The organism is Bradyrhizobium sp. CSA112 (assembly GCF_029051645.1).
Classification (GTDB): Bacteria; Pseudomonadota; Alphaproteobacteria; order Rhizobiales; family Xanthobacteraceae; genus Bradyrhizobium.
The window spans coordinates 33,570-47,205 of the sequence record NZ_JAACFS010000029.1; the positions used below are offsets into that span (position 1 = coordinate 33,570).

Sequence of the window (13,636 nt, forward strand, 5' to 3'; positions counted from 1 at the left end):
GGCATTTAACCCCGTCAAAAAACCTGGTCCATGAGCTGTTGCGGACTTGAGAGTGGTGACGCCGCATAGGCGATCCCGTTTAGGAATCTGATCAATTGCGCAGCTCAGCCCTTCCGCCCTGTCAGCAGGAGGATTGGAGATGAACCGAGAAATCGAAGTCCAAGGTCGACCGTACCATGCCCATGGTGCACCCGAACGCGGCTGCCATCGATGTTGGTGCGACTATGCACATGGCTGCCGTAGGAGCGGATCGCGTACTGGAGCCAGTACGCAGTTTTGGCACCTTCACGGCCGATCTCGATCAACTAGTAAAGTGGTTTGTGGAATGCGGCGTCGAGACCGTCGTCATGGAATCAACCAGCGTCTATTGGATTCCGATCTTTGAGCTTCTCGATGCACGAGGATTTGCCGTGTTTCTTGTCAACGCGCGCGATGCCAAGCATGTGCCGGGGCGCAAGACCGATGTCAGCGATGCGCAGTGGCTGCAGCGGCTCCATTCGTTCGGATTGCTGCGGGCGAGCTTTCGGCCCAAAGGGCAAATTGCGGAGCTGCGAGCCTACGTGCGTCAGCGTGAGCGTCTGCTGGAATACGCCGCCTCACACATCCAGCATATGCAAAAGGCATTGACCGAGATGAATCTTCAACTCCACCACGTTGTGGCCGACATCACGGGCACGACTGGCCTGCGCATCATTCGCGCGATCCTTGCCGGCGAGCGCGATCCTGAGGCGCTGGCGTGTTTGCGCCATTACAGTTGCCACTCCAGTGTCGAGACGATCGCGAAGGCGCTCACCGGAAGCTACCGCGCGGAGCATCTGTTTGCGCTCGATCAGGCACTCGCCCTTTACGACTCTTACCACGAGAAGGCATCTGCCTGCGACGTCCGAATCGAGGCTGTGTTGAAGGAACTCATTATCCATAGGGGTCATGATCATGGATCAGCGCCGCCGGTCTCGCGGCGTCGGAACAGAACCGATCAAGCGAACGCTCTGGCTTTCGACGTCCGCGCGTCGTTGTTTGGGCTGCTCGGAAAGGACGTCACCACCATCGACGGCCTCGGTCATTACCTCTCGCTGAAGCTGATCGCAGAATGCGGCGACGACCTTACCTCATGGCCAAGTGCAAAGCATTTTACCTCCTGGCTGGGGTTGGCGCCGAGCAATAAGGTCTCCGGGGGCAAAATGCTCTCGTCACGAACGCGCCGGTCCGGCGGTCGGGCCGCAGCTCTTCTGCGCCTTGCTGCCGTAACCGTCGGACGCACCGACACCGCGCTCGGCGCCTTTTATAGAAGACTGTCGTCCCGCATCGGCAAGGCCAAGGCAGTCACCGCGACGGCCCGCAAGATCGCAGTCCTGTTCTACAACGCTGTCCGTCACGGAATGGACTACGTCGATCCCGGCGCCTCGTCCTACGAGACACGCTACCGTACGCGAGTGATCAACAATTTGCACCGACGTGCCAAGACATTCGGCTTTGTTCTGCAGCCCTTGGAACCGGGAGCTGGTGCCGTTTCTTAGGAATCGTTCTCCAGCGTCAGTTCCCCAATCTTGGCGTGCAGCGACTTCACATCGATGGCGGGTAGCGCCACCGCGTTGCCGCCCCCAGGGCCGAACACGTCGGCGGCCCCGCCCTCAAGCTGCGCTTTCCATGATGCGATCTGATTGGGGTGGATGTCGAACCGCTCCGCCAGCTGAGCCAGTGTTCGGTCGCCCTTGACGGCGGCCAGCGCCACCTTCGCCTTGAAAGCCGGTGTGTGGTTCCGGCGTGCTCGTCTGCTCATCGTCTCTCCTGATTCGCGGGCCAATCTTGCCCGCCGTCAGGCAGAAACTCCACTTATCGCATCGTTCAGATTGGTGGGGCCGGCTCTCCCTTCCTCATCAGCATACAAGCAGAAAGCGATAGCATCCGCGGTTTCTATGCGCGTTAAGTGATGAAAAGCGCGCAAACGCGTCGATCCGCGGGGTGAAACGCCTGCATCAGCGTGTTGTCAATTCTCGGATGGTGCTTCAACGGGAACAGCAAAGCCCGCCTTTACGCGATCCAATACGACCATCGTCTTGAAGCTCTTAATGTCCGGGTTCACATAGAAGAACCGCCGAGTGAACTCCTCATAATCTTCCATTGTGGGCGCGGTAACGTATAGGACAAAATCCGCGTCGCCGGTGACGTAGAAGCCGTTGACGATCTCAACGGACGATCTGATGGCCTTCTTGAATCTATCGATTATATCTGAACGCTCTCGCTCCATGGTCACCAGCACCAGCATTTGAATAGGTCTGCCCACCGCTTTCGGCGAAACGATTGAAACATCGGCCTCGATAATGCCCTCCGAACGGAGCCTCTTCAGTCGTCGTTGACACGCGGTAGCAGAAAGCCCTGCTAGTGCGCCGATCACCTCGGAAGTTAGGCGGTTGTTCTTTTGCACAATCTCGAGGATGCGGGCGTCTATCCGATCGTATTGCATAATCGGCTCCCCGGCCTTGAGGTGAATTTCATCCCGAAAGGCGTCCAAAATATTCCAAATGCATGCGATGATTTCAACGAATGACCGCGTGGGCCATCGCACCGTCTTGGCCGCTGGTAGTGAGTCTGCTCCGCCAGGAGCTGATCATCCTGCCGGATGAAGAGCAGCCAGTGAACGTTAACGACGACGTGTGAATGGTATGAGGCGTTGGTGCGATCACCTGCTGCTCCCCACCTTTGCCAAAGATCGTTCGTTTAAAGGAGGGCCTATGCTCAAATTTCAAGCTGGCTCTGCTTTCTCTTGCGAAGCTTTTGGGTTCCGGAGATTGCGGGCCCCTCGGCTCTAACTTGCTGACGGATTTGCTCAAGCTGGCGGCCGATCTCGGCCTTGCCGCTGGCAACGCGATTGCGCCAAAGACCGCTTACAATGTTCGCATCCTTCTGAAAACGTTGCTCCACGCTCCGGGCCTTCTCCTCGCCTATCCATCGTTGGGGCGCTGCCGCCGGCGGCCCAGGGCGATGACCTCGATGCAACGATAGGAATCAACTTCCTGCCTGAAATCATGCATCGCATTGCCGCCATTCCACCTCCACTGATGAACTCAGTCTAGGCCGGATCGCAGGTGAGCCGAAGGATGGAGGTGAGGGGCTCATGCCGGTAGACTTAGTTACGTGTTGAGCGGCACAGGTACTGAAGTTGACTTGAGCCTCAACGTGAAAGGAAATATGGTCGCTAACAGCCGTTCGAAGGCGGAACACTGTTCAACCAGGCGTTGCTCGATGAGCTTTCGCTCCTCATCAGGCAACTCGCTTTGAAGCAACTTACGACAACGCCAAATTTCATTGCGCACTGATCTGATCTCACTTAAGCTATCATCAATCGAAGTACTCATGGATGCCGACACAGTGTGGAACTAACCTTTGAAAACTTATCAAAGTGTCATCCTCGGCGAAGCCGCACACTGAATCGCCTTCATCACGAACGTTTCAGGTGTGTTGAGGATGGCCGGAAGATCAGGCCGACAGTGGCATTCATGGCATCAAGATAGCATCGATAGATGCAGGCCTCGCGCGCCGATCTCGGGGCCACCATAAATCTTAGGCTCTCAATCGAGCCACGGTGGAAGCTTTGCGCATGTTCGCCTCCAGTCGGCATTACGTCTATAGCCTCCCTACATTGTCTTCCGCTTCACCATGCCCGCAGGTGAGGTGCAGCGATCCCAAGTCTGAGGTCCGCCTTGTTGGCGAAGCGGCCCGCTCCATCGGAGTGCTTTGCGAGGTTTGCAGAGTTTAACGAATATTTAGATCTTGATTAATGCAATGAGCAGCGCATCTTCGTGGAATTTCTGCGCTTTGGTACATTTTTTTGATGGATTCAAGCAGCCGGGATGCGATGGGTTTGTAGCAGCACTCGTGAAGTCGCCACTGCCAATACAGGCACGCGAACAAGCTTTAACGCGAGCCATGTGTTACCGGCAGAGCGTGTGAGATGTCGATCTCGGCCTTCCTTTTTCATTACGGGGGCGGAGAAATGCTTACTCTCCACATTTCTTCCGATCATGGTCGTCTGGATGGAAGGAGTGCACCATATCGCTTTCTACGGTAACCGGCATGAGGCCCCCACCTCGCCATCGCGAGGTTCACCTGCGATACAGCTTGGCATGAGCTGATCTGTGGAGGTGGCGCGATGGCAAATGCCATGCTTGATGCCAGGCAGGAAGGTGACTCTTATCGCCGCGTCGAGGTGATCACCGGGGAGCGCCGACGGCGACGGTGGACGGGCGAGGAGAAGGCCCGGATCGTGGCGGAGAGCTTTGAGGAGGGTGCGAACATCTCCGAGGTGGCGCGGCGCAATGGCGTTTCCCGCGGGCTGCTTACGGTGTGGCGACGCCAAGTTGCGGCGGCGGTAGCGGGCAAGCCGCCAAACTTCGTGCCGATCCAAATTGGTGCCGAGAGCGGTGGCGGGACAGCAGGCGAGTCCGAGCGTATTTCGCCGGTACAAACGAAGCCTTTGGAGATCAGCGCGCCGCGGGCCAAGGCCTGCGGGGTGATCGAGATCGAGGTGAGCGGGGCGCGCATCCGGGGCGAGCCGGGCGTGGAGCTGGCGACGCTGTCGACCGTGCTGGCAGCGCTTCGGGGCATCCGGTGATTGCGCTACGGTCCGACCTCAAGGTGGTGCTGGCGACACAGCCGGTCGATTTCCGCAAGTCGGTGCACACGCTGTCGGCGCTGGTGAGCGAAGCGCTGCGCGCGAATCCGTATTGCGGCGACGTCTTCGTGTTCCGCAGCAAGCGTATGGACAGAGTGAAGCTTCTGGCGTGGGACTGCAGCGGCATGGTGCTGGTGACGAAGTGGCTGCACCAGGGACGCTTTACCTGGCCGCCCGTCCGCGACGGCGTGGTGCATCTAAGTGCGACGCAGCTCGCAATGCTGCTCGACTATCCATGCGAATGCCCCTCCTCGTGAGGCTCAGTGATTCTGAGATCAAGATGATCGAACGCGTGATTGCGTAGTTTTCGAACAGCCTCAATCACGTGCGACGTGTTGGAGAACAGGTGCGCGCCGGAAGAGTGACGATCGATCAAAAGGCGCCTTTGCCTGATCTGAACGTACAGCCAGTTCACTGGAATGTTCAATACGCCGGCGAGTTGCTGGGCGCTGAGCAAGTCCGGTGAATGCCGCCATCGCGTACGTTGCTCGGTAAGCCCCCTTGAGGCCGGCGTGCAAGCGAATGCGCTGGACGGTGATCGGCAGCACTTTGTCGGGGCAATTTGGTGACCGGTGTCCTTCGTTCGTCAACATGGCAGCGATCTCCTCGTCGTGCATCTTGGTGCGGGCGAGCTTGAGCACGCGTTCTCGCATCTCCGCGCCTTGGGTGAGACTCGCTACTGAGTTGACACGCATCTTTACCTCGATCTCGGTGACAGCTCCGCCGCGCCAGACGATCCTCACCCTGACGACGTCGTGCTCGCCGCGGTCGAGGATCACCTTGTCAATGAGACAGCGCAGCAGCGCCTTGCGTTTTGCGTCGGTCGTGCTCGGGTCTGTCCAGATCGCAGGCAGACGGCCGGAGAGGCGGACGACTTTGTCGTTCAGCGCCTTGTTGCCGACGGTGATCTGAGCGATAGCCTGGGGAGACTCCAAACGGGCCAGGACCTCCTCTGCCGCTCGGACCTCCTTCAGAGCCTCCTCCCAACGGCGCTCGAGCTCGGCGGCGACAAGCCGGTTGTCAGGATCGACGCGGTTGAACTGACGTTCGGCGAGCGCTGATTCGTAGCGCCGGCGCTCGAGCTGCTGCTCGGCATTGCTCCGTATTGCTTTGTACGTCTGTTGCTGAGCGCGACGAGCGCACGACAACGCGTCGATCTCGGCCGGCGCCAGCGCTGTGAGGAACGCTTGCGCCACGGCGGCGTCGACGCGGGGAGCACGGATGACCTCGTGGCTCGCAAGTCCGGGTGCGAGAGCAATGACCCGAACTTCACGGCCAAAGCCGTCGATGTTGTCGGCCTCTACGTCGCCCCGCCCGAGAAGGCTATCGTGCTATGCGTGGACGAAAAGCCTTCAATCCAGGCTTTGGAGCGAGCGCAAGGTTATCTGAAGTTGCCCAATGGTCGCGCCTTGACCGGTCAGAGCCACGATTACACGCGTGCATGGCACGACAACGCTGTTTGCGGCGCTCGAGGTTGCGACCGGAAAGATCATCGCGATGCATTCAAAACGGCGGCGCCGTGTCGAGTTCCTCGACTTCATGGACAGCGTCACCTCGGCTTTTCCGGACCGCCAGCTTCACGTCATCCTCGACAACCTCAACACCCACAAGAAGAACGAGCACTGGCTAAAGGCCCACCCCAATGTGAAATTTCATTTCACGCCGACAAGCGCATCCTAGCTCAATCAGGTCGAGGTTTGGTTTTCGGTCTTGCAGGGGCAGTCGCTTAGCGGCACCTCCTTCACAAGCCTCAAGCAGCTGCAGGAACACATCGATGCCTACGTCGACGCCTACAACGACAAAGCCGAGCCCTTCGTCTGGACCAAGAAAAAAGTCCGTCAACGCAGATTCAAAGGCCGCCGTATCACTCAGCTCTGATTCCGGGTACTAGCATGGGGATCCGGCGCCGATTGGGACGGCATGCCCGCAAGCGTTTCCGTAAGGCGTCGCTATCCACCGACTGGTTCGGTTCGTCAGCTTGGCTAGCGCGTGTGGATGAGCCACTAATTCGATTATACATGGCGATTCGCGTTTCCCTTCGGCGAAGTCTCTTCGCAAGCGCGTCGGGCTGCATGATACTCAGACAAGCTGATGACAAGCTGACGGGCGCAGGTGTTACCCGGCTTAGAGAGCATGAGGAAGGGCATCGTCACGTTAACGGGCATCCGACGGATCTTGGGCGGGGAAGAGCATAGTTTTCAGGCAGCGAGCGCGACCGAGGTGATGTCCGCCCATGTCTCGAAGGCGACCCCATGGGCTTCGCGATAGGTGCTAGCAGTCAAGCGATGGGGCCTTAGGTGAAACAGGTTCGCGATGGGATCGTGGATAGAAAGAAAGCGCTGCGCCTGTCGTGCCGATTTGAAGCGCTTCATCTGCCGCTCTCTTCGGCGAGCGGGCTGGTGGGAATTCTCTGTTCGATGTTTAATCCTCTATGCTGCCGATGCTTGATGCTTAGCCCCATCTCCCTGCGAGTAGCGCCATATGGCAGGAGCGCGATCGCGAGCGCTACCGCAGCATCGCTATTGGCCGGTACTGCATTCAGGAAATCCGCCGGACCGCCATCAGCTTGCGCAGCCACTCAACTGCCACAGCGTTCATGCTCGCCAGCTGCCAGCGGGTTCGACAAAATGCGCACCCGCTGGCGATGCGGACAGTTAGTGGGGAACGGTGAATTGTCTATGTAGTAGAAGCCGGCTGGACCGGAGGGCTCCCGCCCAGCCAAGTTGGCTCAGCCACCGCATAGATTTCAGGTCTGGCGGCGCGTAAGCCTAACGAACCCTCCTTCTTTTAGCTCGGCGTTATAAAGCTTGCTGCCGAGCGAAATGGTTGTTGGGTGGTCTGCGGTAGGCATGAGCCCATGTTCGCGCAGCTTTTCAATAAGCGCCAGCGGGGCCCATTGCTCCGGGCGGGGCACACGACCACGCCGGGTCTCAATGAAGAACGCTCCGAAATCTGGCGCCCCCGTCGACCCGAGTCGCGGCATTTGAGCTTCCGGTGGGTTATGAATGAGGCGTACGCTCTGAGACGGATCCAATGCGGCCGTGTAGAGGTGACCCCGGATCTCGTAGCTCATCGTCGGCTGCTCCGAGTCGGGCAGGAGACCGTGGTGGGTCAGTTTCTCGATCATTCGGAGCGGGGCGACTTGGGAGCCGTGCGAAAACATTTCGGGAACGGCCCATGAGACATCATATACCGTCTTGTCTGGCTCGGCAGACGAGGACGGCCCGGCTTCATTCATCACTCGACTAAATAGGTCATGATCTTCTTGAGTCCACTCGTAGGCACTTGGGGACCCTGGAGACCCAGCACCGTCGATCCGGTTGAAATCCATACAGCTCTCCTATTGGTTTGAGAACGTGGGCTCAAATCCGCCAGAGCTTTCCTTGGGCTTGTCACCAGTTGACCCATCGGCGGCATCCGTCGTCAAGAGACCACGTTCTCATGTTAGGGAGCTTAGCTGTCAGGAAGCTGACGAGTTTCGGGACACAGCTGTACCCGCGCCCGCGTTCCCAACTCGATCTTCTGGACTCCGGGAATGAGATCCTGTGCCATTAGCCCAGCAATAGAGCAGCTCGATTGTTTTCGGCGATCTTACCAAGACGGGTGTTTTACCTTCATTGGCGTTATTGTCTCACCACGTCTCTTCTTTCTTTGTGCGTCAGGTCGTGCGCCACATCTTCGCTTCGAACCCGGCTACCCCGATCATTCTCGAGTGTGACCCCTCTGACGTTCGCGCCATTGTTCGTCTTGTTTCTTCCGAGCCTGCTGCTGCTTGAGCGCGTTCTCAGCAACTTCGGGGAATTGCTCTGCTCTCCGGTTGGCAGAGATGGTTCGGGACAGGCCGAGCCCAGGTCTATAAGATCTACTGCTCACGCCCGCTTCAGGCCAATGGCTCGGATGGTGGCCCGGACTGACGCATAGACGATTGGATGGAATTGCCCTAATCATCATTCCAGACGGTCGCATTTAACAGAAACAGCGCCGCGAGATAATGATAAAGTGCCGTCAGCTCGACCGGTGGGGCAAAAGCCTGCGCCATCAGTGCCGTCAAGGCTGAGCGATGTTTGTTGGTCTCGATGTACTGCGCCGACGCGCAGACATTGCCCTTGGTCCGGCGGGGCAGCGCGACGTTGCCGGCGAAGAAGGTAGCCAAGGCCTCCGGCGTCATCGGCACATCGCTTTGGACAACTCGGTGAGGCAAGGGCCGAGATAGGGAATAATGCTGCGGGCACGCTGCCTGAGGCCGAGGCCAATGAGGATCATCTCCGCGTCGCTCGCATTGAGCGGGGTCGTCTTCATCGGTCATCCCCGTCCTCACCACGTTCCTGGCATTTACGTGATCGGCAACGGCGTGTCACTCGCCATCTCAGGCAGATCGAGCACCCAGCCATTGGCTATTCTTATCCACCCGCCCCACAGCGTGTCGTGCTCCGATCCAAGCGACCGACTCTTCGAGGTCCTTCTTCGGCACGTAAATCGACAGGCCAGCCTCGGGCGAGCGGCAATCATGACTTTCATAAGATCAACTCTGGTTCGAAGGACATTGCCCGCAGGACTGCGAGCGTCCAGCGCGCAAGCGCGCCACGATGCCGGACAGCGCGCGCAAGAGCTGATCGATCTCTCCGATCGTGGTTTCACGCGAAAGCGGAAAGCGGATCGCGCCCCGCAGGCTCGTCGCCGGCACATTCCTCGCGCAGCACATGCGATGCTTCCATTGAGCCGGAGCTGCAAGCTGACCCGAGCCTGTGCCGATTCCGAATCTATATCCGCTCGCGCGTCACATCAGCAGCACGCCCGCGCGTGGCGGGCGCTCCCGTTGCAGCCCCACTTTCGCCCCGGTGCATGCGGCTATGAGAAGTCGGCCACTTTCAGTCCAAGCCGCACCTGGCGCGACTTCTGCTAGCCGGTCACCGGGACTAAATTGAGCGGATCGAAGTACCAAGAAGGATCATCCCCAGACGAATCCGTTTCGATATATTCTTCGCCGGAATATTCCTCGACGCTTTCTTCGTTTTCGTCATCACTACTCTCAGCTTTGGAGAGATATAGTCGAGGCTTGTCCGCCCGCTGCCATTTTCCCTCCTCATTCAGCGTCCACTTGTCGGGGTGCTGCCGAGGGTCAAGCACATATTGATTGTCACCCACGTGAACAAAACTGTTCGCGTCCGATAAGGCGCCTACAGTCGGAGAACGACGACTTTTCGGCGAAGACCTAGTTCGCGCGCGCCGCGCCAAGACGATGGGACACCAGCGCTGGGGTCGGCGGCACGCCAACGCGCCAAGAGTAATGCGTCTAAGCTCCCTTCGGAGGGGTTACTCAACGGACACGCGCTCATTCTCGAGGAGATCGCGTGAAGCTCGCCCGTCGCTTCAGCCAGATCGTGCTCTCGGGCGAGCTTAAGGAGTTGCTCCCGATATAGACCTGAAGGGCCTGGCCGAAGCGCGTCAGACAAGAGAGGTGTGTCGAAATCCGATCCGCCGGTTATCGACACCTCCATTCTTATCCCTGCTCATCCACAACGCCACTCGATGCGCGGCAGCGTCTTGCCGGCGCTCCAAGAAAAGGGGTGGCAATGCCTTATATCGATTCAGGTGGAATAAGGCTGTATTTCGAGGAATATGGGCGGGGCTATCCAATCATTTTCGTTCATGAATTCGAATCCGACCTGCACAGCTGGGAAGCGCAGATCCGTTATTTCTCGCGTGGTTATAGGTGCATCGCCTACAACGCGCGTGGATATCCACCGAGCGACGTTCCTGATGATCCCGCCATATACGGCTGGGAGGTCGCCGTGGAAGACATCGGCATCGTCATGCGTGACCTCTCGATCGGGCGCGCCCACATGGTTGGATCTAGCATGGGCGCCTATGCTGCTCTGCTGTTTGGGTTGCGGTACCGCGAAAGGAGCAGCGCGATCGTCGCAGCCGGAGCAGGGGCGGGATCTCCAGCCTCGGATCGTGAAAGGTGGTTGAAGAACACGTCTGTTCTCGCGCGCGCATTGGCGGCGCGAGGTATGGATGCCATGGCAGAGAAAATGGCACGCCACTCCACGCGAATTCAACTGAAACACAAGGATCCGAAGGGCTGGCAGGAGTTCGTAGATCGGCTCAAGCAGCATTCGGCGCAGGGGATGGCCAATACTTTGCTTCAGTGCCAAGCTGTGCGACCGGCTTTGTACAACTTCCGCGACGAATTTTCACGGATGACGGTCCCGGTACTGCTCGCGGTGGGTGACGAGGACATGCCATGTTTAGAAACCGGCCTAATGCTCAAATCCACAATTCCCGCCGCCGGCATTTGGGTGTGCCCCAATACGGGCCATGCCATCAATCTCGAAGAACCTGCGGCCTTCAACGCGCAAATTGAAGCCTTCTTCAGCGCCGTCGAGCGAGGAAGCTGGGGTCATATCGACCGGCGGAAACAGTCCGTCTCGGGACATGAGAAGTCAGCGGCCGCTCGATTGCATTTCGACGGAGCGCTTCCATGAAGCCATGGATCGGTGTCTACCTTTCAGAGCCTGTCGCCGCGCGGCTCGAAGTCGCAGCGCGACGTCCCGGGGCCACCAAATCGGCGGTCATTGAGGCTGCCCTCGCTCATTTCTTCAAGCCAGATCATGACGCCATCGAAGAGACCTCGGTTGATCGCCGGCTGAACGCCATCAATCGGAACCTCGAACGGCTTCATCAAGAGTTGCGGATTGTGAGCGAGGCTGTTGCACTTCAGGCTCGATTTCTTCTCGCCGTCACGCCCCCGCTCGCAACCGCCGACCAACCTGCCGCCTGTACCCTGGGACTCGCGCGCTTTGACGAATTTGCTGCTCAGGTGACAAGGCGAGTCGATCTAGGAACGTCGCTCATAAAGGAAACAATCGAGCGGGTGAATTCGACTGATCCGGCGCATCTTGCAACACAACCGGTGAGGCAAGAAGGGTCGACCCTTCTTGCAACACAACCGGTGAGGCAAGAAGGGTCGACCCGCTCCACACACCAGGAACCAAACGGCGTTGCGGCGACTGTCGCCGGCAACAAACCACAATCTCCGCCTGTTGCTCGAGGGGCAGCCTTCGAGCGCGAACCCGATGCAACAGCAGAGCAAATGCCTGGCGCGATATTGCGGCCGCTTCTGGCGCCATGGCGTGCTAGGGGGCCGCAGCGGTCACGAGCCTTCTCCACAGATTGGCTTTTAGTTTTGCGCGTCTTCTTACCCTTCGTCGCAGCTTACTACCTTTCTTTTCTCTTTCGCACCATCAACGCGACCATAGCTGCACCACTGACCAATGAGTTTGGTCTGGGTGCCGATGACCTCGGTCTCCTGACGTCCATCTACTTCCTGACCTTCGCGGCCGCCCAGATTCCTATCGGGGTGTTAGTGGACCGATACGGTCCAGGGAAAATCCAGAGTGTCGTGCTGATGGCCGCAGCCGCCGGGGCAGCGCTATTTGCCGTAGCCGACAACTTTTGGCTTCTTCTTCTCGGCCGGGCGTTAATCGGCCTTGGCGCTTCTGCAGCATTGACGGCCGGATTGAAAGCCGTCGGCGGCAAGGACGATCAGCGCAAGGATCTTGTGATCGCGCGGGATTACATCGCTCATGGCATTCGCGCGCGGGCCAGCGAGCTCATCACCCGCGAGTTGGGACCTGAGAGCGAATTGGAGGCAATACGCAAGCTTGAAAACGAAGTCGGCGCCGAGCGGTTCACCCGGCTCGATCGTGCCATCCTGCGCGACGCTGCTGAGGGCACCCTGAGGCTTGCCGCCAAACCGGAGCGCGATCCGCGGCGGCACGCCATGCGTATCGGGCGGCTGCGAACGCTGGAGCAGATGGACCTGGCGGAGGAAACCGCGCCCGGCGTGTGGCGGATCATGCCGGAGATGGAGCCGGCGCTGCGGCGGATGGGCGAGCGCAGCGACATCATCAAGACGATGCATCGCGACCTGGCTGCCGCAGAAATCCACCGTGCGGCCGGCGACCACGTGATCTTCGACGGTCAGGCTGGCGCCGCGCGGGTGATCGGGCGGCTGGTCGCGGAAGGGATCTCTGACGAGTTGCACGACCGCCGGTACGTGATCGTGGACGGGATCGATGGGCGAACGCATTACGCCGATCTTGGAGTCCAGCAAGTGACCTCCGAACCCTTGATCCGAAATACGATCGTCGAGATTCGCGGGCGCGACGTCAGCCCGCGCGACGTCGACCAGACCATCGCGGGCGTCGCCGGCCGCAACCGTGGCGTCTACAGCACCGAACTGCATCGAGAGTTCGATCCGAAGGCCTCCGGGGAGTACATTCAGGCGCATGTCCGCCGGCTGGAAGCCATGCGGCGGCAAGGCCTGGTCGAGCGCTCAAGTAGCGGCGACTGGCCCGTGGGTACGGATCATCTTGAACGCGCAGGTCAGTTCGAGGCCGCGCAACGATCGCGCAACCCGGCGCGGATCACGGTGCTATCCTGGCAGAGCCTTGACGAACTGCCCGGCGCATCCGGCGCGACCTGGCTCGACAAGCAACTCGTTGCGCGATCGCCGGAGATGATCGCATCGACGGGACTGGGTTCGGAACTCGAGGGTGCACTGCGTGCACGACGGCAGTGGTTGCTAGAGCAAGGCCTTGCGCGCGAACAGGGCGGACGGATCGCTTACGCGCGCAATCTGCTGCAAACGCTGGAGCGGCGAGAACTAGCCGAGGTCGGCGCACGCATAACGCGCGAGACCGGGCTCGATTACGCCGAGAACAAACCGGGCGACCGGATCACAGGCACCTATCGCCGCATGCTGACGCTTCACAGCGGCCGCTTCGCGCTGATCGAGCGTGCGCGCGACTTCAGCCTCGTGCCGTGGCGGTCAGTGCTTGAGCGGGCCAAGGGGCAGGCGGTCACCGGCGTCGTCGGCGGCGAGGGGATATCATGGTCGATCGGACAAAAGCGCGGCCTTGCACGCTGAGCACGATCTCGCACAGTAATAGTTGTAAT

Annotated in this window: 13 protein-coding genes and 4 pseudogenes; 6 read left to right on the forward strand and 11 right to left on the reverse strand. The window is 59.3% G+C overall.

Going from position 1 to position 13,636, the window contains the following annotated elements:
• Window positions 1–176 precede the first annotated feature (176 nt).
• Entirely contained in the window at window positions 177–1,517 is a 1,341-nt protein-coding gene (locus GWE18_RS31540; RefSeq protein ID WP_275189613.1) for an IS110 family transposase, read from the forward strand.
• Window positions 1,518–1,519: 2 nt separating this feature from the next.
• Here GWE18_RS31540 and GWE18_RS31545 read toward each other — a convergent pair.
• The 3 genes and pseudogenes from GWE18_RS31545 to GWE18_RS31555 all read right to left on the reverse strand — a co-directional run.
• Window positions 1,520–1,780 (reverse strand): annotated as a pseudogene (locus GWE18_RS31545) (transposase); the annotation flags it as partial.
• Window positions 1,781–1,987: 207 nt separating this feature from the next.
• A complete protein-coding gene (locus GWE18_RS31550) occupies window positions 1,988–2,464 on the reverse strand; it encodes an Lrp/AsnC family transcriptional regulator (protein ID WP_108523191.1) in 477 nt (158 codons plus the stop codon).
• Between the two features lie 272 nt (window positions 2,465–2,736).
• A complete protein-coding gene (locus tag GWE18_RS31555; RefSeq protein WP_145963793.1) occupies window positions 2,737–2,922 on the reverse strand; it encodes a hypothetical protein in 186 nt (61 codons plus the stop codon).
• 1,240 nt (window positions 2,923–4,162) lie between these two features.
• On the opposite strand from GWE18_RS31555, the gene GWE18_RS31560 reads away from it, so the two are divergent.
• Together GWE18_RS31560 and tnpB are read left to right on the forward strand one after the other, a co-directional pair.
• Window positions 4,163–4,612 (forward strand): transposase, encoded by a 450-nt coding sequence (locus tag GWE18_RS31560; RefSeq protein ID WP_275189658.1) that lies wholly within the window; start codon window positions 4,163–4,165, stop codon window positions 4,610–4,612.
• The gene (gene tnpB / locus GWE18_RS31565) at window positions 4,609–4,929 is read left to right on the forward strand and encodes an IS66 family insertion sequence element accessory protein TnpB (RefSeq protein ID WP_275189614.1); all 321 of its coding nucleotides are present in this window, start codon (window positions 4,609–4,611) and stop codon (window positions 4,927–4,929) included. The genes GWE18_RS31560 and tnpB overlap by 4 nt, the downstream gene beginning before the upstream one ends.
• Window positions 4,930–4,989: 60 nt before the next feature.
• Here the strand turns inward: tnpB and GWE18_RS31570 are convergent, their stop codons facing one another.
• Window positions 4,990–5,868, reverse strand: a complete 879-nt coding sequence (locus tag GWE18_RS31570) for a hypothetical protein (RefSeq protein ID WP_275189615.1) — start codon at window positions 5,866–5,868, stop codon at window positions 4,990–4,992.
• 27 nt (window positions 5,869–5,895) lie between these two features.
• Between GWE18_RS31570 and GWE18_RS31575 the strand changes: the two are divergent.
• Window positions 5,896–6,550, forward strand: a pseudogene (locus GWE18_RS31575) (IS630 family transposase); the annotation flags it as partial.
• A 320-nt stretch (window positions 6,551–6,870) separates the two neighbouring features.
• Here GWE18_RS31575 and GWE18_RS31580 read toward each other — a convergent pair.
• The 7 genes and pseudogenes from GWE18_RS31580 to GWE18_RS31610 all read right to left on the reverse strand — a co-directional run.
• Window positions 6,871–7,154: pseudogene (locus GWE18_RS31580) on the reverse strand (DDE-type integrase/transposase/recombinase); the annotation flags it as partial.
• 264 nt (window positions 7,155–7,418) lie between these two features.
• On the reverse strand, window positions 7,419–8,003 hold the full coding sequence (locus GWE18_RS31585) for a hypothetical protein (protein WP_275189616.1): 585 nt from the start codon (window positions 8,001–8,003) through the stop codon (window positions 7,419–7,421).
• Between the two features lie 609 nt (window positions 8,004–8,612).
• Window positions 8,613–8,840 (reverse strand): hypothetical protein, encoded by a 228-nt coding sequence (locus tag GWE18_RS31590; protein WP_057849738.1) that lies wholly within the window; start codon window positions 8,838–8,840, stop codon window positions 8,613–8,615.
• Window positions 8,837–8,971: a hypothetical protein gene (locus GWE18_RS31595; RefSeq protein WP_256441740.1), complete on the reverse strand. Its 135-nt coding sequence runs from the start codon at window positions 8,969–8,971 to the stop codon at window positions 8,837–8,839. Before GWE18_RS31595 ends, GWE18_RS31590 begins: the two co-directional genes overlap by 4 nt.
• Window positions 8,968–9,190, reverse strand: a pseudogene (gene nifT, locus GWE18_RS31600) (putative nitrogen fixation protein NifT). The gene GWE18_RS31595 and the pseudogene nifT overlap by 4 nt, the downstream one beginning before the upstream one ends.
• 4 nt (window positions 9,191–9,194) lie before the next feature.
• Complete coding sequence (locus GWE18_RS31605) at window positions 9,195–9,374, reverse strand: hypothetical protein (RefSeq protein WP_275189617.1); 180 nt, start codon at window positions 9,372–9,374, stop codon at window positions 9,195–9,197.
• 197 nt (window positions 9,375–9,571) lie between these two features.
• On the reverse strand, window positions 9,572–9,817 hold the full coding sequence (locus tag GWE18_RS31610) for a hypothetical protein (RefSeq protein WP_342804313.1): 246 nt from the start codon (window positions 9,815–9,817) through the stop codon (window positions 9,572–9,574).
• A gap of 428 nt (window positions 9,818–10,245) precedes the next feature.
• Here GWE18_RS31610 and GWE18_RS31615 point away from each other — a divergent pair, with 428 nt between their 5' ends.
• The gene (locus tag GWE18_RS31615) at window positions 10,246–11,160 is read left to right on the forward strand and encodes an alpha/beta hydrolase (RefSeq protein ID WP_275189618.1); all 915 of its coding nucleotides are present in this window, start codon (window positions 10,246–10,248) and stop codon (window positions 11,158–11,160) included.
• Complete coding sequence (locus GWE18_RS31620; RefSeq protein ID WP_275189619.1) at window positions 11,157–13,607, forward strand: MFS transporter; 2,451 nt, start codon at window positions 11,157–11,159, stop codon at window positions 13,605–13,607. The genes GWE18_RS31615 and GWE18_RS31620 overlap by 4 nt, the downstream gene beginning before the upstream one ends.
• The last annotated feature ends 29 nt before the right edge of the window (window positions 13,608–13,636 follow it).